The following is a 22,043-nucleotide window of genomic DNA, read 5'->3' on the forward strand; positions in this document are numbered from 1 at the left end:
GGGCCTACCCAAACACTGGCTGGGCTGAGCGTGTACGACGTGCTCACCGAGGCTGGTCCAGAGTAACAAATTTCTAAAAAGCAAATTCAGTGTAATCCATTTCGGAGCCGGCAACAGCCCCGCCGCGTCCGGGGAAGCGGCTTGCCCATCATAGCCGCTCGGCCTTGTCCAGCCCAACACGATTGACCTGGCGCAAAGCGCAGCGTGATTTCCGACGTATTGGCGATATGTATTGGCCGTATCAGCGATATTGGGCCCAGTTCGCCCGCAGCCACGTCAGCACGGCGGCATGGCCGCGTATGTCGGCGGGCAAGTGGCGCTGGATCAGGCGTTCGCATTTCAAGGCCGTCGCCAGGCTGCCGCCGGACCAGCTGTTGCAGCTGTACAGCACTTCATACCATTCGTGGCGGTTCAGCAGGCTGCTGTCGGGGATGCCGCGCTGCGCCGGGTCGTCGCCGGCCGCCGGGCCATCCGGATAGCTGAACTGCAAGTCGCTCTTTGTCATGGGGCCCAACCGGTGATCTGCCATGCCTGCCTCGCGATGAAGTTGTGCGCGAACACCTGTCCGTGCCAGGCAAGCTTATGCCACCGGCAAGCATTCCATTTGGCAATATGGGCCGGCCTTGACCTGGCTTAAAACTTGTTCCAGTTATTGTGCCGGTGCTCCGTCGCTTCCTTCATCAGGTGGCCGGCGCGCAGGGCGTCGTCCGCTTGCACCGTCATGGCCAGTTCCTGGATGGCGGGTGGGTATTCGTGGTGGGCCGCTTCTTCCAGCAATTCGCGGCCTTTCGCCAGATCGCGCGGCACGCCGCGGCCTTCGCGGTAGGCGTTGTACAGCAGGAACATGGCGTGTGGATTGCCCAGTTCGCTGGACTTGTCCAGCCAGTGCGCGGCGGTCACGGGGTCTTTCGGCACGCCTTCGCCATTCGCGGCCAGCAAGCCCAGCATCAGGGCCGCCTTCGCGTGGCCTTGCTGCGCCGCCTGGCGGTACCACAGCCAGGCCTGGGCCGGCGTGGCCGCGCGCAGCATCTGGCCCAGCTCGAAGGCCGCTTCCGTGTCGCCCGCGCGGGCCGCCTGTTCGAACAGGCTCAAGGCCTCGGCACGGCGTTCGGCGCGGGGCTGGTAAATCAGCGCCAGTTCGCGCTCGGCGACGGGCATGTCCTTGCCGGCCCAGCTGCGCACCTTGCGCTCGGCCTGGTGGTCGCCCGCCTGGCGCGCAAGCATGGCGACGGCTTCGATTTCCGCCGCCGTGGGCGGTGGCGACGCCTGGCAAGCGGCCAGGACGGAGGCCAGCACGACGGCGGGCAGGGAGAGTGCGTGTTTCATTGTGATCAGCTTTCATCAAAACGGGCCGGAACTGCGCTTGTTCCGGCCCTCGGACCTTATTTGCTCAGGTCGATGCGGTACTTGGCAAAGCCGCTGGCTTCGAGTCCGCCTTCGGCCGCCACGTTGGTGATGCCGCTGCCTTGCGCCAGCGCCAGATGGCCGGGCGCCGAGCGCAGGATCACGGGACCGGCCGTGGCCGTCTTGACGAAGCTCCAGCTGCGCGCGCTGCCATTGTTGGCCAGGGTCACCTTGCCGCCCTTGGTGCTCAGCGACGCCAGGTAGTTGCTCACCACGGCCTGGTTCGCATCGGGCGACTTGATGATGGTCTTGCTGCCATCGATGCCAGGCACGGCGCCGCCGCCACCGGCGCGGTAATCGTTGGTGGCGACGATGAAGTCATCGCCATCGGCGACGGCCGCACCCTTGTACGTGAGGTTGACGATGCGGCTGCCCGGCTTTTTCGTCACGTCGATCTGGTACGTCAGCGCATTGTTTTCCGCGTAGAACACGTCATAGTTATAGATCGTGCCATACGACGGCACCAGGTCTTGCTCGGCGCTGCTGGCCGGGTCGATCTGGTTGAATTGTTTGGCCGACGTTTCCAGCCACGCTTTCAAGTCCGCGCCCTTGATCTTCACGGCTTGCAGGTTGTTGTTGCTATATAAATACAGGTCGCCCGGATTGCGCACTTGCAAGCCGACCGGCGCGGCAGGGGAAGCGCCAGCGGCCACGTCCGTGAAGTCCGATGGCCCGTTGCGGCCCGCCTTGAATGGCGCGCTGCAGGAAATGACGGGGATGTTCTTGTAGCTGGACAAGGTGGCATCCGTGCTGGTGGCGATGAAATTTTTCACGTAATCGAGCTGCGCCTGGTTCACCAGCTGGATGGCGCTGACGTCGCCCACCAGCGCGAAATAGGCGGACATCTCGAAATCCGTGCTGATGCCCAGCGGTTGCTTGGCGTAGGCGATGGTGGCGGCGTGCTCCGTGGCGACCAGCGGGGCGATGGCCGGGTCGGCGTTCACGAGGGTCTTGCCATCGGTGTATTTGAAGCCGCGCGATTCCACCGTCGTCTTGGCCGGCTGCACCACCCACTTGCCGCCCTGGTAGGCCATGGTCAGCTTGATGATGCCCAGGCGGCGGCCCCAGCTTTGCGCCATGACGGTGGGCACGCCATTGACGAAGCCGTTGACGGCGTCGATCTTGGCGCTGGCGGGGAAGGCGGCAAACGAGGCGTCCAGGGCGGCCGCGCCCGTTTCCTTGCCTTTCGGGAAGATCAAGTGCGAGTGGCCGATCATCAAGGCGTCGATGCCCGTGCTGGTCAGGTGATAGCTGCCGTTTTCCATCTTCGGGCTGTAGGGGCTGGTATCCAGGCCGCCATGCGACAGGGCCACGACGAGGTCGGCGCCCTTGTTGCGCAATTCCGGCACGTATTGTTTCGCCGCTTCCTGCACACCCGTCACGCTGACTTTGCCAGCGAGTACTTTCTGATCCCATTCGAGGATTTGCGGCGGCACAAAGCTCAGCACGCCCACATTGATTTTCACGGTCAGCTTGCTGCCATCGGGCGCCGTGGCGGCGAAATCGCGGGGCAGCAGGGTGTAGGGCTGGAAAATCGGCTTGCCGCTGGACACGCCGACGACATTGCTCAGCACGGAAGGGAAGGCGGGCGCGCCGCACGTGCCCGTCGGCTTGGCCACGCCGGGAATGCCGAAATCCGTGTTGGTGATCTGGCTCAGGTAAGGCAAGCCGTAGTTGAATTCGTGGTTGCCCATGCCGCCCGCATCGTATTTCAGCGCGTTCATGGCCTTGTGCACGGCCAAGGTGCCGCTGCAAGGAACGGGCGCGGCCACGGCTTGCAGGTCGGCCAGCAAGGTGCCCTGGATGACGTCGCCATCGTCGAGCAAGACGTTGTTCGGATTTTCCGCGCGCGCCGCCTGGATCAGGGTCGACGTGCGTTCCAGGCCCAGGCTCGTGTCTTCGGCCAGCGCGTAATAGTTATAGCTGAGGACATTCGAGTGGATGTCCGTGGTTTCCAGCAAGGCGACGGTGACCGTCGTGCCTTCGGGAATGGCCGGCGCCGTGTTTGAACTGCCGTTGCAACCGACGAGACCTGCACTTGCCAGCGCCGCCAGCATGATCCAATTTGTTTTCATTGCCGCCCTTAGAATGATTCAAAAGACGCGACTGTAACGCCGGCATATGACGCCACCATGACAGTGTGGCAGGGCGCATGGCGTCGTGCCGGCGCATCAATGCGCCGGCAGCTTTATCAACACCTCATTGCTGAAGTATGGTTCATCCTCCACCCAGAAAATATAGTCCAGGCCCAGGTAGTTGCGGGCAAAGTCGAGGACATCCTCGACCGAGTTTTTTTTCCCGGTGCGGGGATTGATCTGGCGCAGATTGCCGTCTTGCACGGCCATGCCTTTGACCAGATCGGCCGGGTAGTCCTTGATGAAGCCGTAGCTTTGGCCCATATGGCTTTTTCGATACGGCATCAGGTCGGGGCCGCCCACGCCCATTTGCAGCGTTTGCGCTTGCGCAAACACGCTGCGCATATAACCCTTGTCGCTCCACGGAAGCCATTCACCTGGCAAAAAATTCAAATACACCATGGTATTGGTGTGAGGAAAGGCGCCGGCCAGCACCCGCATGTTTTCCTTGATGGCATCGACATACTGTTGCGGCTTGAAATCATCGGGAAAAATCGTATTTCCTTTACCGTCTTCGACGCCGATGTCGATCGAGCTTTCGCTGAAATTAATGCCCTCGATTTTTCCGTCGAATTCCTGGCCCAGCGCCCGGATCAAGCGCTGGTAACGGTCGCGCACCGGTTGTTCCCACATCTTTGGCGACCAGCCGTATTCATCATCCGTCACCGGTTTGTGCGGGTCGCGCTCCGGCGCCGAGAGCATGCTTTGCTTGATGATGCCGCCCTGGTAGCGAGGATCGCTGAGCAGATAGGCCGGCACATTATGGCGCGGCGTGAAGGATTTTTCCTGCAGTTGTATCCACAGTTTTTTGCCGATTGAATCGAGAAAGGCGATGTCGTGGCGGATCGCCGAAAAATCATACCGGTCCTGTTGCGGCTCCAGGCTGCGCCAGGTGTAGACGATTTGCGCGCCACGGAAGCGGGCATCGTTTAACGCTTTATCCGAGCGGATGTTTTCCCCGTTCAGTTCACGGTGACTAAAGTAAAGATAGTGCTGGATCGGCTTTTTTATGTCTGCGGCAATGGCGCTGCCCATCATCAAAACAAGTACGGCAAGAAGCCTTATGGAGTTGCGCAAGAACATCGATTCCTTGGTGATTGTGAAAATTGAATTGTGGCAAGATGGAGTATCTTCACGCGCCATGCAAGCACAATTGATCAAGCGCGACAAAATCTAATTTTGTATCAAATCTATATCTTCTGCTGATCTTTTGGCCAATTCAGGATTATTGCTATTATTTAAAACCCAGGGAGCAAGCTTGCCATTTTCAATAATTTCTTTTTTGGAATAGATTATACTAAAATAATCCTGTAGTTTGTTATTGTCTGTCGGTAACGGCAAATTTTTCTTCTCTTCAGGGATATCTTCGAAGTAATACCTTGATTTTTCCAATGAAGGATACTTCTTTAGCAAATAATCATTCACGGTATATGGCTCATAATTTCCCACGAATAAGTCTTTTGTCAAAATTCCTGTAATTGTAATTTTATTGATATGTTTTTTTAAATATTCAAAATTCTCTTTTGTGGTCGAGAAGTCGGATTGTAAAATTGTGTTATTTTTCGACAATTGCCTGACCACAGAAAGCCGAACATGATCGCCATTGATCTCTATTACTTTGAAAATGTAATAATCCGTTTGAATGCTTTGGCTTCCACCATTAACCCCTGTTGTTTTGTTGAAAATAAAACTTCCAATTTGCAATTTATGCTCAGGGCTGTTAATGGTTTGTTTCCATATATACGGGTTGTAAATCATTTTCTTAAAAGAATATATGGAGATGAGAGCGAGCAGGCTTATTATCAGTATTTTTTTCATTGGCTAGGCGAGAATAAAATATTTAAGAGCGGCTTGCTAAGGGCTAATAAAATCGAAGCCAGCCGATGTGATGCTCGCGCGGCCGCACGGCTGAGAAGCACGGCTGTATGTCTGCACGGGGGGCAGAATCAGTCTTCATCGCATCATCCAGGGGCTGTCGACAACAGTTCAGCCGCCACGCGCTTACTTCGATGGCATCGCCGACGAGTTCGCACTCTAGCACGTCGAGGGCCGGGATACTGATCCTGCTGGTAGCGCATGGATTCCTCTTTTTCACGGTGGCAGGCAAAGATCGCCAGACAAATGCAAGTTGGTTGCATTATAATTCGAAAACGCAATTCATTTGCATTAGTGCGACCTTCGCCAACTCAGCCAGCCTAAGGAATCCCCATGCCACAGCGCAAACTCCCTGTCACCGTCCTGTCCGGCTTTCTCGGCGCCGGCAAGACCACCTTGCTCAACCACATACTGCGCAACCGCGAAGGCAAGCGCGTGGCCGTCATCGTCAACGACATGAGCGAAGTCAATATCGACGCTTCGCTGGTGAAAGACAGCGCGGCGGCGGCCGGCGCGGCCCTGTCGCGCACGGAAGAAAAACTCGTGGAAATGTCGAACGGCTGCATCTGCTGCACCCTGCGCGACGATCTGTTGCTGGAAGTGCGGCGCCTGGCCGCGGAAGACCGCTTCGACTATCTGCTGATCGAATCGACGGGCGTGGGCGAACCGATGCCCGTGGCCGCCACCTTCGACTTCGAGGATGAGCACGGCGACAGCCTAAACGACGTGGCGCGCATCGACTGCATGGTCACCGTCGTCGACTGCGCCAACCTGCTCAACGATTTCCACAGCGAAGACAGCCTGGAGCAGCGCGGCGAAATCGCGGGCGAGGGCGACGACCGCCAGCTGGCCAATTTGCTCACGGAACAGATCGAATTTGCCAATGTCATCGTCCTCAACAAGGTCGACATGGTGGCGGCGGACGAGCGCCTGCGCGTGCTGGCCATTTTAAAAGCCTTGAATCCCGGCGCGCGCATCATCGAAACGAACCAGTCCATCGTGCCGCTGGACGCCATCCTGGGCACGAACTTGTTCGACCTGGAACAGGCAGCCGGCATGCCGGGCTGGGCCCAGGAGCTGGCCGGCGTGCACACGCCGGAGACGGAAACGTATGGCATCAGCAGCTTCGTCTACCGCGCGAAGGAGCCGTTCCACGCGCAGCGCCTGCACGATTACATCGCCCAGCCGATCAAGGGCGTGGTGCGCAGCAAGGGATATTTCTGGCTGGCCAGCCGGCCCGAATGGGTGGCCAGCCTGTCCGGCGCGGGCAAGCTGATGAATATCGAACCCGTGGGCCTGTGGTGGGCGTCCGTGCCGAAGGAGCGCTGGCCCACGGATGCGGCCTCGTTGGCGGAAGTCAAGGCGGGCTGGAGCGAGCCGTATGGCGACCGCTACCAGGAGCTCGTCTTCATCGGCCAGGACATGGACCAGGCCGCCATCGAGGCGGACTTGAAGAAATGCCAACTCAACACCACGGAAACGCGCCAGGGCATGGCCGCCTGGCGCAAGCTGCCGGACCCGTTTCCCCAATGGCAGCGCATGGAAGAACTGGAAGATTAACCATCGATAGGAAAGACATATGACAGAATTGATCCCCGTCACCATCATCACGGGTTTTCTCGGCAGCGGGAAAACCACCTTGCTCAAGCGCATATTGCAGGGCGATCACGGCGTGCGCATCGCCGTGATCGAAAACGAATTCGCCGCCGAAAGCATCGACCATGGCTTGCTGGTGCAGGACAGCGACGAGCAGATCGTGGAAATGAACAATGGCTGCATCTGCTGCAGCGTGCGCGGCGACCTGATCCGCATCCTGGGCGAGCTGCACGCCAAACGCGAATCCGGCACCATCGTTTTCGACCACGTGATCATCGAAACGACGGGGCTGGCCGCGCCCGGTCCCGTGGCGCAAACCTTCTTTGCGGAACCGTCCGTCAGCGAGTACTACATGCTCGACGCCATTTTGACGGTGGTCGATGCGCGTCATGCGCAGCAGCAATTGACGGCGCACAAGGAAGCGCAGGAGCAAGTGGGCTTTGCCGACCGCATCCTGCTGTCGAAGACGGATCTGGTCGGCAAGGACGAGCTGGCCGCGCTGCGCCAGCGCCTGGTCGCCATCAATGGCCGCGCCAGCATCCAGAAAGTGCGCTTTGGCAATGTGCCCTTGCGCGATATCCTGAACATCCGCGGTTTCAATTTGAACGCCATCGTCGAGCTGGAGCCGGATTTCCTGGGAGAATTGGGCCACCGCCATGGCGACGGCGTGCAATCGTTCGTCTATCACCAGTCCCGGCCCCTCGATTTGCTGCAGGTGGAAAATTTTCTCGATGCCGTGGTGCAGCTGTTCGGCAGCCAGCTGATGCGCTACAAGGGCATCCTGTACGTGGCCGACGTGCCGTGCCGCGCCGTCTTCCAGGGCGTGCACATGCTGATGGGCTCGGAACTGGGCGCAGCGTGGAACGACGGGGAAACGCGCGCCAGCAAGATGATCTTCATCGGCCGCGACTTGCCGCAGGATATGCTGACCCGTGGCCTGGACCGTTGCGTGGCCAAGGCGGACAGCCCCGCCGAGGTGGCGGCGTGAGCGTGGAAGCGGGCTTGCCCGCCCTGGCGCTGATCTTTTTGCTGGGCATGCGGCATGGGCTGGAACCGGACCACCTGGCCGCCGTCGACGGCCTGACCCTGCGCAGCCAGGCCGCGGCGCCCCGCTGGACGCCGTGGATGGGCGCGCTGTTTGCGCTGGGGCATGGCGTCACCGTGCTGGCCATCGTGGCCGTGGCCGCCGTGGCGTCACAGCAATTTTCACCGTCGGAAACCGTGTTCGGCTGGCTGGAATGGTTGCCCATCGGCTTGCTGCTGCTGATTGCGGCCCTGAATGCGCGCAGCTTGCTGGCCGGCGCCCAGCTGGCCGAGGTGCGCGGCCGGCTGCTGCCGCGCTGGCTGCGGGGCGCATCCGGGCCGCTCGCCGCCATTCTCGTCGGCATGCTGTTCGCGCTGGTCTTCGACACGGCCTTGCAAGCGGCCGCCTGGGGCTATGCGGCCGTCGCGCTGGGCGGCATGCAGCCGGCCTTGCTCACGGGCCTGGTGTTTGCCGTCGGCATGGGCGTGACGGATACCTTCGATGGCTGGGTCACGGCAAAAGTCATGCGCACTGGCCAGATTGACCTCGTGCGCGCCTTCCGGCGCCGCCTGGGCTGGCCCATCGTCGCCATTTGCGTGGCCATGGCCGCTTGCATGGCGGCCGGCAAGCTCGATCCGGCCTGGTCGTTGCCGGAAAGCTGGACGGCGGCCCTCGGCGCGGCCATGGTGCTGCTGATGGCGGCCCTGTATGGCTGGACCTTGCTGGGTTTGCGCCGCGTGCGTGCCTGAGGCGGGGGCGTGGGTATAATGGAAAAAAACTGCCGGATTCCACCATGCCCGCACCTGAAATCGTCATTCGCCTGCTGACGCCGGCCGACACCGCCGCCTTTTGCGCGCTGCGCCTGCGCGCCATCCTCGATTCGCCCAGCTCGTTTTCCTCGTCGCGCGAGGATGAGCTGGCGCGCACGCCCGAAGAACACGTGCAGCGCATCGCCGACGGCCCGCTGCACCGGGCGTTTGGCGCCTTCGATGGCGAACGCCTGGTCGGCTTTGCCGGCTTGCGGCGCGAATCCATGCGGCAACTATCGCACAAGGCCTTGCTGTGGGGCGTGTTCGTCGATGTGGCGCAGCGGGGCAAGGGCGTGGCGCGGCGTCTCGTGAACGCCTGCATCGCCCAGGCCGAAGCGGACCCCGCCGTCATGCAAGTACATTTGAGCGTGAATGCGGAAAACAATGCCGCCCTGGGTCTGTATGAATCGCTGGGATTTATCGCGTACGGCACGGAACCGCGTTCGATGCGCGTGGGCGAGCTATTCTATGACGAGCATCACCTGGCTTTATTGATCAGGTAATGCCGCCGGTACCGCTGCCGGTACCGTTTACTTGCAGCGCGGGCACAAGCCCTTGATCAGGTAATCGACTTCGCCGCCGCTGAAACCTTCCGGCAACAGCACGGGCGGGGGCAGCTTGACTTCATTGAAGCAGGTGACGTTCGCGCATTTGGTGCACTGGAAGTGCGCGTGTTCGTGCGCCTGGTGGCCGGCGCCCGCGCTGAAGCGCCACACCTGGTCGGCGCCCGCGATGCGGTGCACCAGTTCATTTTCCGTCAGCCATTCCAGCACCCGGTACAGGGTGACGGAATCGATGTCGCTATCCTGCGACAGCGCTTGCTGGATTTCATGGTGGGTCAGCGAACGGCTTTGCGCCATTAAAAAGTCGAGCACCTTCACGCGCGTCTTGGTGACGCGGGCGTTGGTGTTGCGGATCAGCGATTCGGCTTGCGGTGTAGAAGATGATGTCAACATGATAGGCCTGCTTGCGGGGGATCGGCTGGCGGCGTCATCGCCGTGCCTTTGCCACCCTCTGGGCCGTATCTTAGCATGCGTGCCGTACTCGATGGAACGGCGTCACGGTTTGAACGTCCAATAGCGGCCGGCCACCGTATCGACGGGGTCGAGAAAACGCTGGTCGGCGCGCGCCTGGTTGCGTATCAGATAAAACATGTCGGACAGGGCCGAGCGCTTTTCCGCAAAGTAAGAGTGCTTCATGAAGCTCGTGTCGACCCCGGTGGCGTCGATGGTTTCCACGCCCGCCACGATCAGCATGCCGGCGCCGCTGTCGCCCGCGCGCGGGTAGCCGTGCACGGCTTTCGAGGCGGCCAGGGCCAGATCTTGCGACGAGGCATACAAGGTGACGGGGTTGCGCGCGGCGGCCAGTTTCGGCGCGATATCGTGCTTGAAGATGGCGGCGTCGATATCGGGCGCAGACAGGATGATTTCCGTAATCTTTTGCGCCAGCTGCGGCTGCGCGGCCAGCAAGTCGGCCACGGCCCGCGCCAGGCCACGGCTGCCCATGCTGTGTCCCACCAGATAGACTTGCGCCGCCTCCGTGCTGGCAAGAAAGTCGGCCAGGAAGCTGGCGAGGTGGGGCGTGCTCCACTCGATATTGTTTTCATCGATGGTGTAGCCGGCCACTTCGCCGCGCGACGGCCAGCTGTAGAACACGGGCGCGCCGTCAAAGCCCAGGTCGTAGGCCATCTGTCCCGTGCGCCGGGCCGCATCCTCGAAACTCATGTTATAGCCATGCACGAAGATAAAGGCGCTCTTGCCAGCCGAGGCGCGGATCTGCGTTTTTAATGCGGCAAAGAAGTTGCCGCGGTCTTGCACCTCGGCCGACAGCAGCACCACGTGCTTGGCCGGGTCGTCGCGAAATTCCAGGCGCCACAGCGACGGCGATTCCAGCTGCCCCATGCGATGGTCGCGGGGGATGCTGACGTCGCAGCTGCCATAGCTGAGGGGGCCATTGCCGCCCATGATGTTGCGTTCGCCGCTGAAGCGCTGGGCCGGCGGCTTGCCCACGTCGCGCTGGCGGTCCGTGGCGAAATACACTTTCACCACCGCATAGTTCGACACGACGGCGCCCTGGTCGGTAGGGGCGGGCGACGGGGGGAATGGACGCAGCGGGGGCTGCACCGCATCGAGCAAGCCTTGCGCGGCAAACAGGGTTTCCATGTCGTCCGGCACTTTCGCGGCGGACAGGGCGGCCGCCAGGGCCAGTTGCAGCCGGGTATCGGCAGGTTCGGTTTCCAGCGCGGCGATGGCGGCCAGGATGGCGGCGGCGCCGTCGAACTTGGCGATGGCTTGCTTGAGCCGTTCATAGTGGCTGGCGACGGCTTCGGGAGCATGGCCGGGCGCGCCATGCCCGATGGCTGCCACGACGGCGGAAGTGATCAAGTCCATGCGCCACCTGCCTTTCAGGTCAATCTGGATTGAATTTCAACCCATATTGCCATAAAAGCACGCGGAAAGCGACTTGTCCAGCGTCCCGCGCAGCGGGCCTGTCAACGGTCAATGCTGCTTGTCGTCGCTGAACTGCTGCGCCAGGGATTGCAGGGGCGCCACGGTCAGGCCGCCGCGGCTCACGTGCTCGGGGATGGCCACGCGCACGGGCTTGCTTTGCATGTTGGTCGATGACAGCACGTTCGTCGTCGTTTCCGGCGCCGCATTCCACACGGGATCGACGATGCCTTCGAACACATGCTTCAATTGTTCGCCCCACGTATCGCGGATCATGCGGAAATACTGGTTCTTTTCATCGATGGTGACGAAGCGCGTGACGGCCAGGCTGCCCGTCTCGTAGACGAGCAAGTCGAGCGGCAAGCCGACGGAAATGTTCGAGCGCAGGGTCGAATCCATGGAAATGAGCGCGCACTTGGCAGCCTCGTCCAGGCGCGTGAATGGATTGATGACCCGATCGATGATGGGCTTGCCGTATTTCGCTTCGCCGATCTGGAAATACGTGTTTTCATCGTGCGATTCGATGAAATTGCCGGCCGAATACACCTGGAACAAGCGGCAGCGCTCGGCGCCTATCTGGCCCCCGAGAATGATGCTGACATTGAAATCGATGCCGCAGTCGGCCAGCGCCTTCGCTTCGCGCAGGTGTACGGTGCGCACGGCTTCGCCCACGATGCGGGCCGCGTCGTACATGCTGGCCACGTTCCAGATGCTGCGCCCGTCCGCATCCACGTGTTCGGACACGATCTGGCGGATCGCCTGCGAGATCGACAAGTTGCCGGCTGTCATCAGGACCAGCATGCGGTCGCCCGGGTTTTCGAACACGCTCATCTTGCGGAAGGTGCCCACCTGGTCCACGCCGGCGTTGGTGCGGGAGTCGGACAGGAAGACCAGGCCTTCGTTCAGGCGCATGCCTATGCAATAAGTCATCGTCGTAAATCAAATCAAAAGGGGAAGCATTTTACACCAGCCGGGCCCGGTCTGCCGCCTGCAAGGCCCGGCCAGCCTCATTCCTGGCCGTTTACACGGGCACGATCTGCACATCGACTCGTAATGTTTCCGTGCCGCCACCCTGGCGCACGCCGCGCACGGGGGCCGCCGAATCGTAGTCGCGTCCGATGGCCAGGCGGCAATACGCATCCGTCATCAGGCGCGCATGCGTGACGTCGATGCTGACCCAGCCCGCGAAATCCGTGTCTTCCGCCCAGGCGTCGACCCAGGCATGGCTGGCCGCGTGGCCCGTCGTGCCCGGATCGATATAGCCGGACACGTAACGGGCCGGGATACCCCAGGCGTGGCAGCACGCGAGGAACAGATGGGCGTGGTCCTGGCACACGCCGCGCCCCAGGGCCAGGGCGTCGCCGGCCGTGGTGGTGACCATGGTGGCGCCGCTTTCATACGCGACCTTGCCGACGATGTGCTCGGCCAGGCGCAGCAAATGGCCCGTGCCGGCCGTCACGCGGCGGTCCGGCAGGCTGGCGGCCGTCAGCTCGAGGATGGCCGGATTGGCCTGGGTCAGCGGCGTCGGCATGGTAAACAATAGCGGCGACAGGGTATCGACCAGGTTCAGCCGTCCCTTGTGCGGGTAGATGGTTTCCACCACGCCGTGCGCCACCAGGCTCAGCGACTGATGGCTGCCGTTAATCGTCAGCATGTGCGACAGATTGCCGTAGGCATCCGTGTAGGCGTGGCACTGGCCCGGCGTGGAAATATGCCAGGACAGGGCGCGCTGCTGCGGCTCGATACGCGGCGTCAGGTGCAGCTGCTGGATGGTGTAGGCCAGCGGCGCACTATAGGCGTAATGGGTTTCGTGGCGGATGGTGAGCTGCATCAGGCCGCCAATGGTACGAGGAAGTCGCGGCTGACCCGGTTGCCCAGGTCATAGATGTTTTCCAGAAATTCCGTCAATGTATGGTGCAGGCCCGCCTTCATGATGTCGTCGATATGGCCGAATTTCAGTTCCGCATGCAATTTGCCGGCGAAACGCTCCGTATCGGCCGACACGTCGTTGCGGATATGTTTCAGGTTTTCCACCACGTCATCCATGCAGGCCAAGAGCGACCTGGGCATGTCGCCGCGCAGCATCAGCAATTCCGCCACCCGTGCCGGCGTGATCACGTCGCGGTAGACCTTGCGGTAGATTTCGAAGCCGGACACGGAGCGCAGCAGGGCCGCCCAGTAGTAGAAATCGCGCTGGGTGATGTCTTTCGACGTGTCGCGCGCGCCGTGGAACTTCACGTCGAGGATGCGCGCCGTGTTGTCGGCCCGCTCCAGGAAGGTGCCCAGGCGGATGAAGTGGATGGCCTCGTCCTTGAGCATGGTGCCCAACGTGACCCCGCGCGACAAATGCGAGCGGTATTTCACCCATTCGAAGAACTGGCTGGGGTCCGTTTCCAGCAGATTGCTCTTCAGGCGCTTTTGCATGTCGAGCCAGGTGGCGTTCTGGATTTCCCACACTTCCGTCGTCAGGGTGCCCCGCACGGCGCGGGCGTTTTCGCGCGCGCCCGTCAGGCAGGCGAGGATGGAAGACGGGTTGTTCGGGTCGCGCACCATGAAATCGAGCACGTCGCGCGTGTGGAAGCGGCCATATTTGTGGTCGTACGCGCTTTGCAGCTCGGAAATGCCCAAGGTGGCGCGCCAGCCTTGTTCCGCGTCCTGCTCGGACTGGGGCAGCATGGACGTTTGCATGTTGACGTCCAGCATGCGCGCCGTGTTTTCCGCCCGCTCCGTGTAGCGGGCCATCCAGAACAAATGATCGGCAGTGCGGCTCAGCATGTTTTCTCTCCTGCAAAAGCGGATGTGGCTTCCAGTACCCAGGTATCCTTGGTGCCGCCCCCTTGCGAGGAATTGACCACCAGCGAGCCTTCACCGAGGGCCACGCGGGTCAGGCCGCCCGGCACCATGGAAATTGTCTTGCCGGACAGCACGAACGGGCGCAAATCGATGTGGCGCGGCGCAATGCCGGCCTCGACATACGTGGGGCAGGCGGACAGGGCAAGTGTCGGCTGGGCGATGTAGCCGCCCGGATTGGCCAGCAGGCGTTGGCGGAAATCCTCGATCTGCGCGAGGCTGGACGCCGGCCCCACCAGCATGCCGTAGCCGCCCGCGCCATGCACTTCCTTGACCACCAGTGTCGGCAAATTCGCCAGCACGTAGGACAAATCGGCCGGTTTGCGGCACTGGTACGTCGGTACGTTGTTGAGGATCGGTTCCTGCGACAAGTAAAACTTGATCATGTCGGGCACAAAAGGATAGATCGACTTGTCGTCGGCCACGCCCGTGCCGATGGCGTTCGCCAGGGTTACGCGTCCCGCGCGGTAGACGGACAGCAGGCCCGGCACGCCCAGCGAGGAATCGGAACGGAAGGCCAGCGGGTCGAGGAAATCGTCGTCCACCCGGCGGTAGATGACGTCGACCCTCTTCGGCCCGCGCGTCGTGCGCATGTACACGGAATTGTCGTTGACAAACAAATCCTTGCCTTCCACCAGTTCCACGCCCATTTGCTGGGCCAGGAACGCGTGCTCGAAGTAGGCGGAGTTGTACATGCCGGGCGTCATGACGACGACCGTCGGGTCGTCCACGCCCATGGGCGCGACGGAACGCAGGTTGTCGAGCAGCATGTCCGGGTAATGGTCGACGGGGGCGATGCGGTTGCGCGCGAACAGTTCCGGGAACAGCCGCATCATCATCTTGCGGTCTTCCAGCATGTAGGACACGCCGGAGGGCACGCGCAAATTGTCTTCCAGTACATAGAATTCGCCCTGGCCGGCGCGCACGATGTCGACGCCCGCGATGTGGGCGTAGATGTCGGAAGCGACGGAAATACCCTGCATTTCCGGTCGGTACTGGGCATTCTTGTAGATTTGCTCGGCGGGAATGATGCCCGCCTTGATGATGTTTTGCTCATGATAAATATCATGGATGAACATGTTCAAGGCTTGCACGCGCTGCACCAGGCCCGTCTGCATCTGCGCCCATTCGGCGGCGGGGATGATGCGGGGGATGGTGTCGAACGGAATCAGGCGTTCCGTGCCGGCATCGTCGCCGTAGACGGCGAACGTGATGCCGACCCGGCGGAACGTGAGGTCGGCTTCGGCCCGCTTGCGGGCGATGGTCTCGGGCGATTGCTGTTCCAGCCAATTGCTGAATTCACGATAGTGTTCACGTACCTTGCTGTCCGTACCCACTTCATTTGCAGTCATTTCATTGAAAAAATTTGCCATGTTGTGATTTCCCTTGAGCCGTGTCTGGGTATAGCTCAGCAGGAAGCGTGCCAACAGGGCGGACGTGAATAGGTGTAAATATGACCACTTTTGTGGCGTCGCGCCATTCCTTGCACCAATTTGGTGCGCTAGGCGCCACTCTTGGGGACGTCGGCGGACGGGACGAAGGGGCGGCAATCGACGGGCACGTCGAAGATGAAGCTGGTGCCCGTTTCGGACGCGCTGTCGACGGCGATGCTGCCGCCGTGGCTTTCCGCCACACTTTGCACGAAGGGCAGGCCGATGCCCCAGCCTGGCGCGGGGTTGTCGTTTTCGCGGCGCAAGTAGTCGAAGATGCGGGCGGCCTGCTCCGGCGCGATGGCCTGGCCGCCATTGTGGACGGTGACGATCAGGCGTTCGTGGACCGCTTCCACGTGCACGCTGATGGGCGTGTCGTCGCCATACTTGAGGGCATTGCCGAGCAGGTTTTCCAGCGCGCGCCGCAGCGAGTTCTCGCACCACCAGCCGGTGACGGCTTGCCCGCTGACCCGGCATTTGTCCGGCCGCTGCAAGTTGACCTGGCCGGCCACGGCGTGTACCAGCGGCAGCACGTCGAATTGGCTCAGCACCAGCGGCAGCTGCTGGCCCTGGTGGTAGCTGAGGCCATCGAGCAATTCCTCGATCATGCTGTCGAGCCGCTTGCTGTGCTCGACAATCTTGTGCGCCAGCAATACTACCCGTTCCGGGTCGGCTGGCCTGAACAGCAGCTGGGCGCTGGTGCTGATGACGGCCAGGGGATTGCGCATGTCGTGCGACAGGCCGGCCGCGACGCGGCGCCGGAAGCTTTCGTGCATGCTGGTAAATTCGCGTATCGACTCGCGGATGCCCACGTCGATCGACTTGTTGATCACTTGCCAATCCTTGCTGCGCAGGGTGATGCCGGACTCATGCGCAGTGGCGGCGAAGCAGTCGCGGAAGATCTGGTATTCCTGGATCACCTGTTCCGGGCCGTAATTGGTCATGCGCGCCCGTTCGTTGCCATGCACGGCGGGCACGTTGCTGTTGCTGGCGGCGTTGTCGCGCGGGTGGCCGGGGGTGAGGGCTTCGGCCAGATTGTCGAAAAAGGCCGGCAAGGTATTGATGAGTATGGGCGTGAGCAACTGGTCCGCGCCGCGCACGCTGGCGCGCACGCGCTGTTCCCAGGCATCGAGGACGGCGTCGCGCATGGCAAAGATGCGCTGCGCGCGCTGCAATGGCTGGTGCGCGCCGGCCTGGCGACCCGCGTGATGATCCGTGCTGATGCTCACCTGGCCTCCCTCACCGCAGTGACTATGCTTGCAATAGTATGCGCCTAATCAGCCGGCGGGGAAACGCTTTATTGTCCAGTCTCGGCCTGGCGCAAGGCCGCATACAGGCGGGAAAGCGAGGCTGACCACTCGGTCAGCGAAAAGTTCTGTGGGTCATCATGACCATTCGCAAACCCTGTATCGAGCACGGCGTGGAAGGCGGGAATCAGCCACGTTCCCTTGCGCACGCTGGCGGCGATATACAGCAGGGCCAGGCGGTCGTATTGGGCGGGCGTAAAGCCGGGATCGGGCGCCAGGCCATCGTTGCCCTTGCTGCCGCCGGGCACGGAGTTGCGCGGTTGCACCAGTTCCACGTGCAGGAACAGGCCCGTCAGCGAAGGCTTGTCCTTTTCCAGCTTGCTGGCATAGCTGGCCGTGCCGAAATCGCGCACCTGCAGCGAGCCGCCCAGGCGGTTCACGTAGACATGGCCCTTCGGACCGCCGCCCAGCGCCGGATTGCGCAGGCTGAAGTCGTTGAAATCCCAGCTGGCGTCGTTGATGTGGTCGGGAATGGTTTCTAACAAGAAATTCGGGTAGCTGGTGTCGTGGATGACGAAATAGCGCGCCATCGGCGCGGCCAGCCGGCCCACGGCGCGCGACAGGGGCGCGTCGACGGCGCCGCCCACGTCCGCCTCGGCGATGCCCTGTTCCGCCAGCCAGGCGCGCAGGCGGGCCGGCGCGATGCCCGCGCGCTGGCCGATGCGGGCGGCCAGGAAGTCCGGCAGCGGCGCGCTGTCGCCCAGGCGCGCATACAGCTTGACGGGACGCAGCAGGCACGTGGCTTGCGCCAGCGCATCGCCCTTGAAGCCGCTTTTCCAGGCGGCGTACGGGCAGGCGGCTTGTTTTTGGGCAGCGGCCGGCAGGGACAGGCAAAGCAACAGCAGCAGGGCAGGGAGTCGTTTCATGTCGGCATTGTCGCCGAAGCGCGCCTTGCGGCACAGGCGCGCACACGAAAAAAAAGCTGCCCGAAGGCAGCTTTTCATCGTGCGACAGGCGCGCGGTCTTTAAAACGCCACGCTGGCCGACACCACGACGGTGCGCGGCGCGGCCAGCACCAGCGAGCCGATATTGAAGGACGACACGGCCGACGACCAGTAATTGCGGTCCGTCGCGTTATCCACGCGGGCGCGCAAGGTCACGTCACGGCCCGCCACTTGCGTCAGGTAGCGCGCGCCGATGTCGAGGCGGGTCCACGATGGCAATTGCCGGGTGTTGGCCAGGTCCGCGTATTGCGTCGAGGTGTAGATGGTGCGGGCGTTCAGGGTCAGGCCTGGCGCGCCGGGCACGTCCCATTCGCCGCCCACGCTCATCTGCGTTTCCGGTGCGCCGATGGGTTTCTTGCCATTGTTGGCGGCCACGCCGGTATTGCTGAGCTTTGCATCGAGCCAGGTCAAGCCGCCCAGCAGGCGCACGCCCTGCATCGGCGTGCCGAAAATCGACAATTCCAGGCCGCGGTTGCGTTGCTCGCCATCAAGTTCGGCCCGCTTGCCGAGCACGGCCAGCAAAGGCTTGCTTGTCGTGAACAGGGCTGCGCTCATGCCCAGCTTGCCGCCGTCATACTTGACGCCGATTTCCTTTTGCTTCGATTTATACGGCGCAAACACCTCGCCCATGTTCTCAACATTGACCTGCTGGCCGTTTTCCAGATACGTTCCCGTGGCCGTCGGTCCCTTGACCAGCGCCTCGATGTAGTTGGCGTACAGCGACACGTCCTTGCTGGCCTTGAACACGATGCCGGCCACGGGCGTCGTGGCGCTCTCGTCATAGGCCTTGCCTTGCGGCGCCGAGGTGTTGTAGTCGTAACCGGCATCCTTGATCTGCTGGCGGCGCACACCCACGGTCAGCAGCAGCTTGTCGTCGTGGAAGGCCATGGTGTCGGCCAGGGCGTAGCTGTTGAGGATGGTTTTCTGGGTGATGCGCGGGTCGCTCATGATGCCGCCCGTGTAGGGCGCCGGCGGCGGGCTCACGTCAACCGGTGCGTAAATGTTGGTGGCAAACTTGTCGCCGATCGCATACGCGTTCTTCGCTTCATTCCAGTGCCCGGACCAGCTGGCCACCAGGGTGTGCTTGACGGCGCCCGTAACGAGCTTGCCGCGAATGCCCAGTTCGCCCGTGCGGATTTCCTGCTTGCGGGCATTGTCGAAGCGCGACACCGTGGCGTCGCCATTGATCGAAGTCAACGTCGGCTCGGCCAGGCTGTTGGCTTCCTTGGTCGAGCGGGAGCCAAATGCGGCCCAGGCCACGACATCCTTGGCCAGATCCACTTCGGCGCGCGCCGTGCCAAACACATCGTGTTCCTTGGAATAGCTCCACGGCTGGGCAAAGTTCTTCGACGCATCGGGTGCGGATGGCAGCACGGCCACGCTGCCAATGCCGACGGACGGGCGCGGCGATGTCAGGTCGAAATTCTGGTAGCCGGCGTCGGCCGACAGGCGGTAGCCGCTGCCGCGGTAGTCGAGGCCGACCGAGAACATGCCCACGTCGTGGTCTTCGCGCTTGATGCCGGTCTCGCCCTGGCGCTTGGCGGCGTTGACGCGCACGCCGAATTCCTGGCGCTCGCCAAAGCGGCGCGCCACGTCGATGGCTGCATAGGCGTGGCCGCCCGATTCCACGCCCACCGTCAATTCCGTCAGCGGCGCATTGCCGGCGCGCTTGGGCATCAGGTTGATGGCGCCGCCGATGCCGCTGCCGCCCGGTGCCGCGCCATTCAGGAAGGCGCTGGCGCCACGGAACACTTCCACGCGCTCGAGCAATTCGGGCGAGACATATTGACGGGGCAGCACGCCGTACAGGCCGTTGTACGCCACGTCGTCGGAATCGAGGGCGAAGCCGCGGATCACATACACTTCCTGGAAATTGCCATAGCCGCGCGACATGCGCACGGCCGGATCGCTCTGCAGCAAGTCGCCCACGCTGCGCGCTTGCTGATCGGCAATGAACTGCTGCGTGTAACTGGTGCTGCCGAATGGCGAGTCCATCATGTCCACGGCACCGAGGATGCCCATGCGCCCGCCGCGCGCCACCTGGCCACCCGCATACGCCTTCGACAGGCCTTCCGCCGACGCATCGGCCGAGGCATTGACGACTACCGTGGGCATGGTTTGCGCGTCGCCGGCCGGCGCGGTGGCTTGGGCGTGGGCGGCGGCGCTGGCCAGCAGGAAGGCGGCCAGGGCGAACGGGGTAGGGACGAGGTGGAAGCTGCGCATGGAGTTATCTGGATATTAATGAGAATGATTATCATTATATTCCAGCGTGGCACAGCGCGTGGGAAAGTGTGAGAAAGCGAGCAAAAAAGTCGCCATTCGTACAACACCGGGCAGGCCAGGGTGCTGGAATCTGGCGGAAAAAGGCGCGCCAGGCGATACCTTGTGGATTTATTAATGTACAAATCCAAGTTTCGCTAGAATAGGTCATCGCGCCCCGCGCCCACAGGACACCGCATGCCATTGCTTCGCCATTTACCGTCCGCTTCCATGCGCATGCGCATACGGGACGGCTTGAGCCTGAAAGGCGCGGCCGTCGCGCTGATCCTGGCCATGCACGTGCTGGGCCTGTATTTCCTGCTCTTGCCGGCGCGGCAGCTCAAGCAATACACGGAAGTGGCGTTCATGACCTTGCTGCCGCCCCGCGCGTTGCCGCAGACGCCGCCGATGGCCTTGCCGATGCCCATGCCGGCTTTTTCGCCGCGCGCGCGGGCTGTTGCGCCGCCCGCCGCGCCGCCCGTCTTCTTCGCGCCGCCGCCCGTGGCGGCCGAAGCGATCACCGTACCGGCCGAGGAATTTCCCGCCGCGCCGGCCACGGCGCCTTCCACGGCCGACTTGCGCACGCGCGCCCGGCTGGCGGCGGGCGCCGCCGACAAGGCCCTGCGCGGCGAACGCAGGCAAGACCAGCCGTGGCTGGCCGCTGTCGACCTCAAAAGCGAAAACACCTTCCAGAAACTGGTCGCCTCCGCCTGGCGCGGCGGCCCCGTCATCCGCGTGGAGGACTACCTGACGGCCGACGGCCGGCCCGCCACGCGCGTCGTCAGCGCCGGCGGCGCCACGTGCTTTGGCATGGCCGAGAACCCGGGCTCGGGCGCCGATCCGGCCAGGACGGGCGGCAAGGTCAAACGAGTGCCTTGCCCGGGCTAAAGTTTCCGCGCAGTACACGGTTTTCACGGCATACGGGGCGCTCAACCCCGGCCGGTTCCCAAATATGCTAAGTTGCGTCTGCTAATCCTGTCGACACCAACCTGGACGCCCATGCTCCCCGAACTCCTCATCCTCGCTCCCAGCCCTTCGGCCGCCGTCAACGCGCAGCTGGAACAGCACTACACCTGCCACCACGCCTGGCAAGTGCCGGCGAACGAGCGCCACGCCTGGCTGGCCCAGCGCGCTTCGGCCATCCGCGGGGTCGTCACGACGGGCGCGCTGGGCTTGAACGCCGCCGACATGGCCTTGCTGCCGAAGCTGGAAATCGTCGCCGTCAACGGCGTGGGCCTCGACGGCGTGGCGCTGGACGTGGCGCGCGAACGGGGCATCGCCGTCACCACCACGCCGAACGTGCTGACCGATGACGTGGCCGACGTGGCGCTGGCCTTGCTGCTGGCCAGCGCGCGGCATATCGTGGCGCTCGACCGTTTCGTGCGCGACGGCGGCTGGGAACGCCGCGAGGCCATCGCCCCCGCATCCAGCCTGCGCGGCAAGACGGCCGGCATCTTCGGTTTCGGCCAGATCGGGCAAGCTATCGCCCTGCGCCTGGCCGCCTTTGGCGTCAAGGTGCGCTACTTCCAGCCGCGCGCCATTGCCGGCGCGAGCGCGCCGCGCGCCGCATCCTTGCTGGCCCTGGCGCAGGAAAGCGACTATCTGATCGTCTGCGCGCCAGGCACGCCGGCCACGCGCAAGATCGTCGAGCGCAGCGTGCTCGACGCGCTCGGCCCGCAAGGCACGCTGATCAATATCGCCCGCGGCGCGCTGATCGACGAAGATGCGCTGATCGCCGCCTTGCAGGATGGCCGCCTGGGCGCGGCCGGCCTCGATGTGTTCGCGGACGAACCGCGCGTGCCAGCCGCCTTGCGCGCCTTGCCGAACGTGGTGCTCACGCCGCACGTGGGCAGCCTGACCGTGGAAACGCGGCACGCCATGGGCCAGCTGGTGCTGGACAATCTGCAAGCCCACTTTGCCGGCTTGCCGCTGCTCACGCCCGTGCCCTGACGCCGCGCCGCCG

At 62.7% G+C, this 22,043-nt stretch carries 20 protein-coding genes; 6 read left to right on the forward strand and 14 right to left on the reverse strand.

Going from position 1 to position 22,043, the window contains the following annotated elements:
* Positions 1-241: 241 nt before the first annotated feature.
* The 5 genes from O3301_RS02530 to O3301_RS02550 all read right to left on the reverse strand — a co-directional run bounded on the left by O3301_RS02530 (position 242) and on the right by O3301_RS02550 (position 5,357).
* Complete coding sequence (locus tag O3301_RS02530; protein ID WP_251348811.1) at positions 242-505, reverse strand: hypothetical protein; 264 nt, start codon at positions 503-505, stop codon at positions 242-244.
* A gap of 128 nt (positions 506-633) precedes the next feature.
* Entirely contained in the window at positions 634-1,326 is a 693-nt protein-coding gene (locus O3301_RS02535; protein WP_305055431.1) for a tetratricopeptide repeat protein, read from the reverse strand.
* A gap of 56 nt (positions 1,327-1,382) precedes the next feature.
* On the reverse strand, positions 1,383-3,479 hold the full coding sequence (locus O3301_RS02540; RefSeq protein WP_305055432.1) for a bifunctional 2',3'-cyclic-nucleotide 2'-phosphodiesterase/3'-nucleotidase: 2,097 nt from the start codon (positions 3,477-3,479) through the stop codon (positions 1,383-1,385).
* Between the two features lie 96 nt (positions 3,480-3,575).
* On the reverse strand, positions 3,576-4,682 hold the full coding sequence (locus O3301_RS02545) for a hypothetical protein (protein ID WP_305055433.1): 1,107 nt from the start codon (positions 4,680-4,682) through the stop codon (positions 3,576-3,578).
* A 30-nt stretch (positions 4,683-4,712) separates the two neighbouring features.
* Positions 4,713-5,357, reverse strand: coding sequence for a hypothetical protein (locus tag O3301_RS02550; protein ID WP_305055434.1), 645 nt, complete (start codon positions 5,355-5,357; stop codon positions 4,713-4,715).
* A gap of 390 nt (positions 5,358-5,747) precedes the next feature.
* On the opposite strand from O3301_RS02550, the gene zigA reads away from it, so the two are divergent.
* From zigA to O3301_RS02570, 4 genes are read left to right on the forward strand one after another with little or no spacing between them, the layout of a single operon-like run.
* Complete coding sequence (gene zigA, locus O3301_RS02555; RefSeq protein ID WP_305055435.1) at positions 5,748-6,974, forward strand: zinc metallochaperone GTPase ZigA; 1,227 nt, start codon at positions 5,748-5,750, stop codon at positions 6,972-6,974.
* Between the two features lie 19 nt (positions 6,975-6,993).
* On the forward strand, positions 6,994-7,998 hold the full coding sequence (locus tag O3301_RS02560) for a GTP-binding protein (protein ID WP_305055436.1): 1,005 nt from the start codon (positions 6,994-6,996) through the stop codon (positions 7,996-7,998).
* A complete protein-coding gene (locus O3301_RS02565) occupies positions 7,995-8,783 on the forward strand; it encodes a hypothetical protein (protein ID WP_305055437.1) in 789 nt (262 codons plus the stop codon). The genes O3301_RS02560 and O3301_RS02565 overlap by 4 nt, the downstream gene beginning before the upstream one ends.
* 44 nt (positions 8,784-8,827) lie before the next feature.
* Positions 8,828-9,346 carry a GNAT family N-acetyltransferase gene (locus O3301_RS02570; protein ID WP_099668040.1) on the forward strand — a complete coding sequence of 173 codons (519 nt, stop codon included), beginning with the start codon at positions 8,828-8,830 and terminating at the stop codon, positions 9,344-9,346.
* 27 nt (positions 9,347-9,373) lie between these two features.
* On the opposite strand, the gene O3301_RS02575 is transcribed toward O3301_RS02570, so the two are convergent.
* From O3301_RS02575 to O3301_RS02615, 9 genes are all read right to left on the reverse strand, one after another.
* Complete coding sequence (locus O3301_RS02575; RefSeq protein ID WP_034787417.1) at positions 9,374-9,799, reverse strand: Fur family transcriptional regulator; 426 nt, start codon at positions 9,797-9,799, stop codon at positions 9,374-9,376.
* Between the two features lie 102 nt (positions 9,800-9,901).
* On the reverse strand, positions 9,902-11,233 hold the full coding sequence (locus tag O3301_RS02580; RefSeq protein ID WP_305055438.1) for an alpha/beta hydrolase: 1,332 nt from the start codon (positions 11,231-11,233) through the stop codon (positions 9,902-9,904).
* A 108-nt stretch (positions 11,234-11,341) separates the two neighbouring features.
* Entirely contained in the window at positions 11,342-12,220 is an 879-nt protein-coding gene (locus O3301_RS02585) for a peptidase (RefSeq protein ID WP_289897966.1), read from the reverse strand.
* A 91-nt stretch (positions 12,221-12,311) separates the two neighbouring features.
* Positions 12,312-13,121, reverse strand: coding sequence for a transglutaminase family protein (locus O3301_RS02590; RefSeq protein ID WP_077404315.1), 810 nt, complete (start codon positions 13,119-13,121; stop codon positions 12,312-12,314).
* Positions 13,121-14,065 (reverse strand): alpha-E domain-containing protein, encoded by a 945-nt coding sequence (locus tag O3301_RS02595; RefSeq protein ID WP_034787425.1) that lies wholly within the window; start codon positions 14,063-14,065, stop codon positions 13,121-13,123. Before O3301_RS02595 ends, O3301_RS02590 begins: the two co-directional genes overlap by 1 nt.
* A complete protein-coding gene (locus tag O3301_RS02600) occupies positions 14,059-15,513 on the reverse strand; it encodes a circularly permuted type 2 ATP-grasp protein (RefSeq protein WP_099668036.1) in 1,455 nt (484 codons plus the stop codon). The genes O3301_RS02595 and O3301_RS02600 overlap by 7 nt, the downstream gene beginning before the upstream one ends.
* Before the next feature lie 128 nt (positions 15,514-15,641).
* On the reverse strand, positions 15,642-16,799 hold the full coding sequence (locus O3301_RS02605) for a sensor histidine kinase KdpD (RefSeq protein ID WP_305055439.1): 1,158 nt from the start codon (positions 16,797-16,799) through the stop codon (positions 15,642-15,644).
* Between the two features lie 68 nt (positions 16,800-16,867).
* Positions 16,868-17,743: a hypothetical protein gene (locus O3301_RS02610; RefSeq protein WP_305055440.1), complete on the reverse strand. Its 876-nt coding sequence runs from the start codon at positions 17,741-17,743 to the stop codon at positions 16,868-16,870.
* 99 nt (positions 17,744-17,842) lie between these two features.
* Positions 17,843-20,044 carry a TonB-dependent siderophore receptor gene (locus tag O3301_RS02615; protein WP_305055441.1) on the reverse strand — a complete coding sequence of 734 codons (2,202 nt, stop codon included), beginning with the start codon at positions 20,042-20,044 and terminating at the stop codon, positions 17,843-17,845.
* Between the two features lie 234 nt (positions 20,045-20,278).
* On the opposite strand from O3301_RS02615, the gene O3301_RS02620 reads away from it, so the two are divergent.
* Both O3301_RS02620 and O3301_RS02625 read left to right on the forward strand, forming a co-directional pair.
* Positions 20,279-20,968: a hypothetical protein gene (locus O3301_RS02620; RefSeq protein ID WP_305055442.1), complete on the forward strand. Its 690-nt coding sequence runs from the start codon at positions 20,279-20,281 to the stop codon at positions 20,966-20,968.
* A gap of 111 nt (positions 20,969-21,079) precedes the next feature.
* Complete coding sequence (locus O3301_RS02625) at positions 21,080-22,030, forward strand: 2-hydroxyacid dehydrogenase (protein ID WP_305055443.1); 951 nt, start codon at positions 21,080-21,082, stop codon at positions 22,028-22,030.
* Positions 22,031-22,043 lie beyond the last annotated feature (13 nt).

It is taken from the genome of Janthinobacterium sp. SUN211 (assembly GCF_030587315.1).
In the GTDB taxonomy this organism is placed as follows: domain Bacteria; phylum Pseudomonadota; class Gammaproteobacteria; order Burkholderiales; family Burkholderiaceae_D; genus Janthinobacterium; species Janthinobacterium kumbetense.

Coding starts and splice junctions, on each gene's coding strand:
- O3301_RS02530 (WP_251348811.1), bottom strand. CDS start 505: ATGACAAAGAGCGACTTGCAGTTCAGCTATCCGGATGGCCCGGCGGCC.
- O3301_RS02535 (WP_305055431.1), bottom strand. CDS start 1,326: ATGAAACACGCACTCTCCCTGCCCGCCGTCGTGCTGGCCTCCGTCCTG.
- O3301_RS02540 (WP_305055432.1), bottom strand. CDS start 3,479: ATGAAAACAAATTGGATCATGCTGGCGGCGCTGGCAAGTGCAGGTCTC.
- O3301_RS02545 (WP_305055433.1), bottom strand. CDS start 4,682: ATGGCGCGTGAAGATACTCCATCTTGCCACAATTCAATTTTCACAATC.
- O3301_RS02550 (WP_305055434.1), bottom strand. CDS start 5,357: ATGAAAAAAATACTGATAATAAGCCTGCTCGCTCTCATCTCCATATAT.
- zigA (WP_305055435.1), top strand. CDS start 5,748: ATGCCACAGCGCAAACTCCCTGTCACCGTCCTGTCCGGCTTTCTCGGC.
- O3301_RS02560 (WP_305055436.1), top strand. CDS start 6,994: ATGACAGAATTGATCCCCGTCACCATCATCACGGGTTTTCTCGGCAGC.
- O3301_RS02570 (WP_099668040.1), top strand. CDS start 8,828: ATGCCCGCACCTGAAATCGTCATTCGCCTGCTGACGCCGGCCGACACC.
- O3301_RS02575 (WP_034787417.1), bottom strand. CDS start 9,799: ATGTTGACATCATCTTCTACACCGCAAGCCGAATCGCTGATCCGCAAC.
- O3301_RS02580 (WP_305055438.1), bottom strand. CDS start 11,233: ATGGACTTGATCACTTCCGCCGTCGTGGCAGCCATCGGGCATGGCGCG.
- O3301_RS02585 (WP_289897966.1), bottom strand. CDS start 12,220: ATGACTTATTGCATAGGCATGCGCCTGAACGAAGGCCTGGTCTTCCTG.
- O3301_RS02590 (WP_077404315.1), bottom strand. CDS start 13,121: ATGCAGCTCACCATCCGCCACGAAACCCATTACGCCTATAGTGCGCCG.
- O3301_RS02595 (WP_034787425.1), bottom strand. CDS start 14,065: ATGCTGAGCCGCACTGCCGATCATTTGTTCTGGATGGCCCGCTACACG.
- O3301_RS02600 (WP_099668036.1), bottom strand. CDS start 15,513: ATGGCAAATTTTTTCAATGAAATGACTGCAAATGAAGTGGGTACGGAC.
- O3301_RS02610 (WP_305055440.1), bottom strand. CDS start 17,743: ATGAAACGACTCCCTGCCCTGCTGCTGTTGCTTTGCCTGTCCCTGCCG.
- O3301_RS02615 (WP_305055441.1), bottom strand. CDS start 20,044: ATGCGCAGCTTCCACCTCGTCCCTACCCCGTTCGCCCTGGCCGCCTTC.
- O3301_RS02620 (WP_305055442.1), top strand. CDS start 20,279: ATGCCATTGCTTCGCCATTTACCGTCCGCTTCCATGCGCATGCGCATA.
- O3301_RS02625 (WP_305055443.1), top strand. CDS start 21,080: ATGCTCCCCGAACTCCTCATCCTCGCTCCCAGCCCTTCGGCCGCCGTC.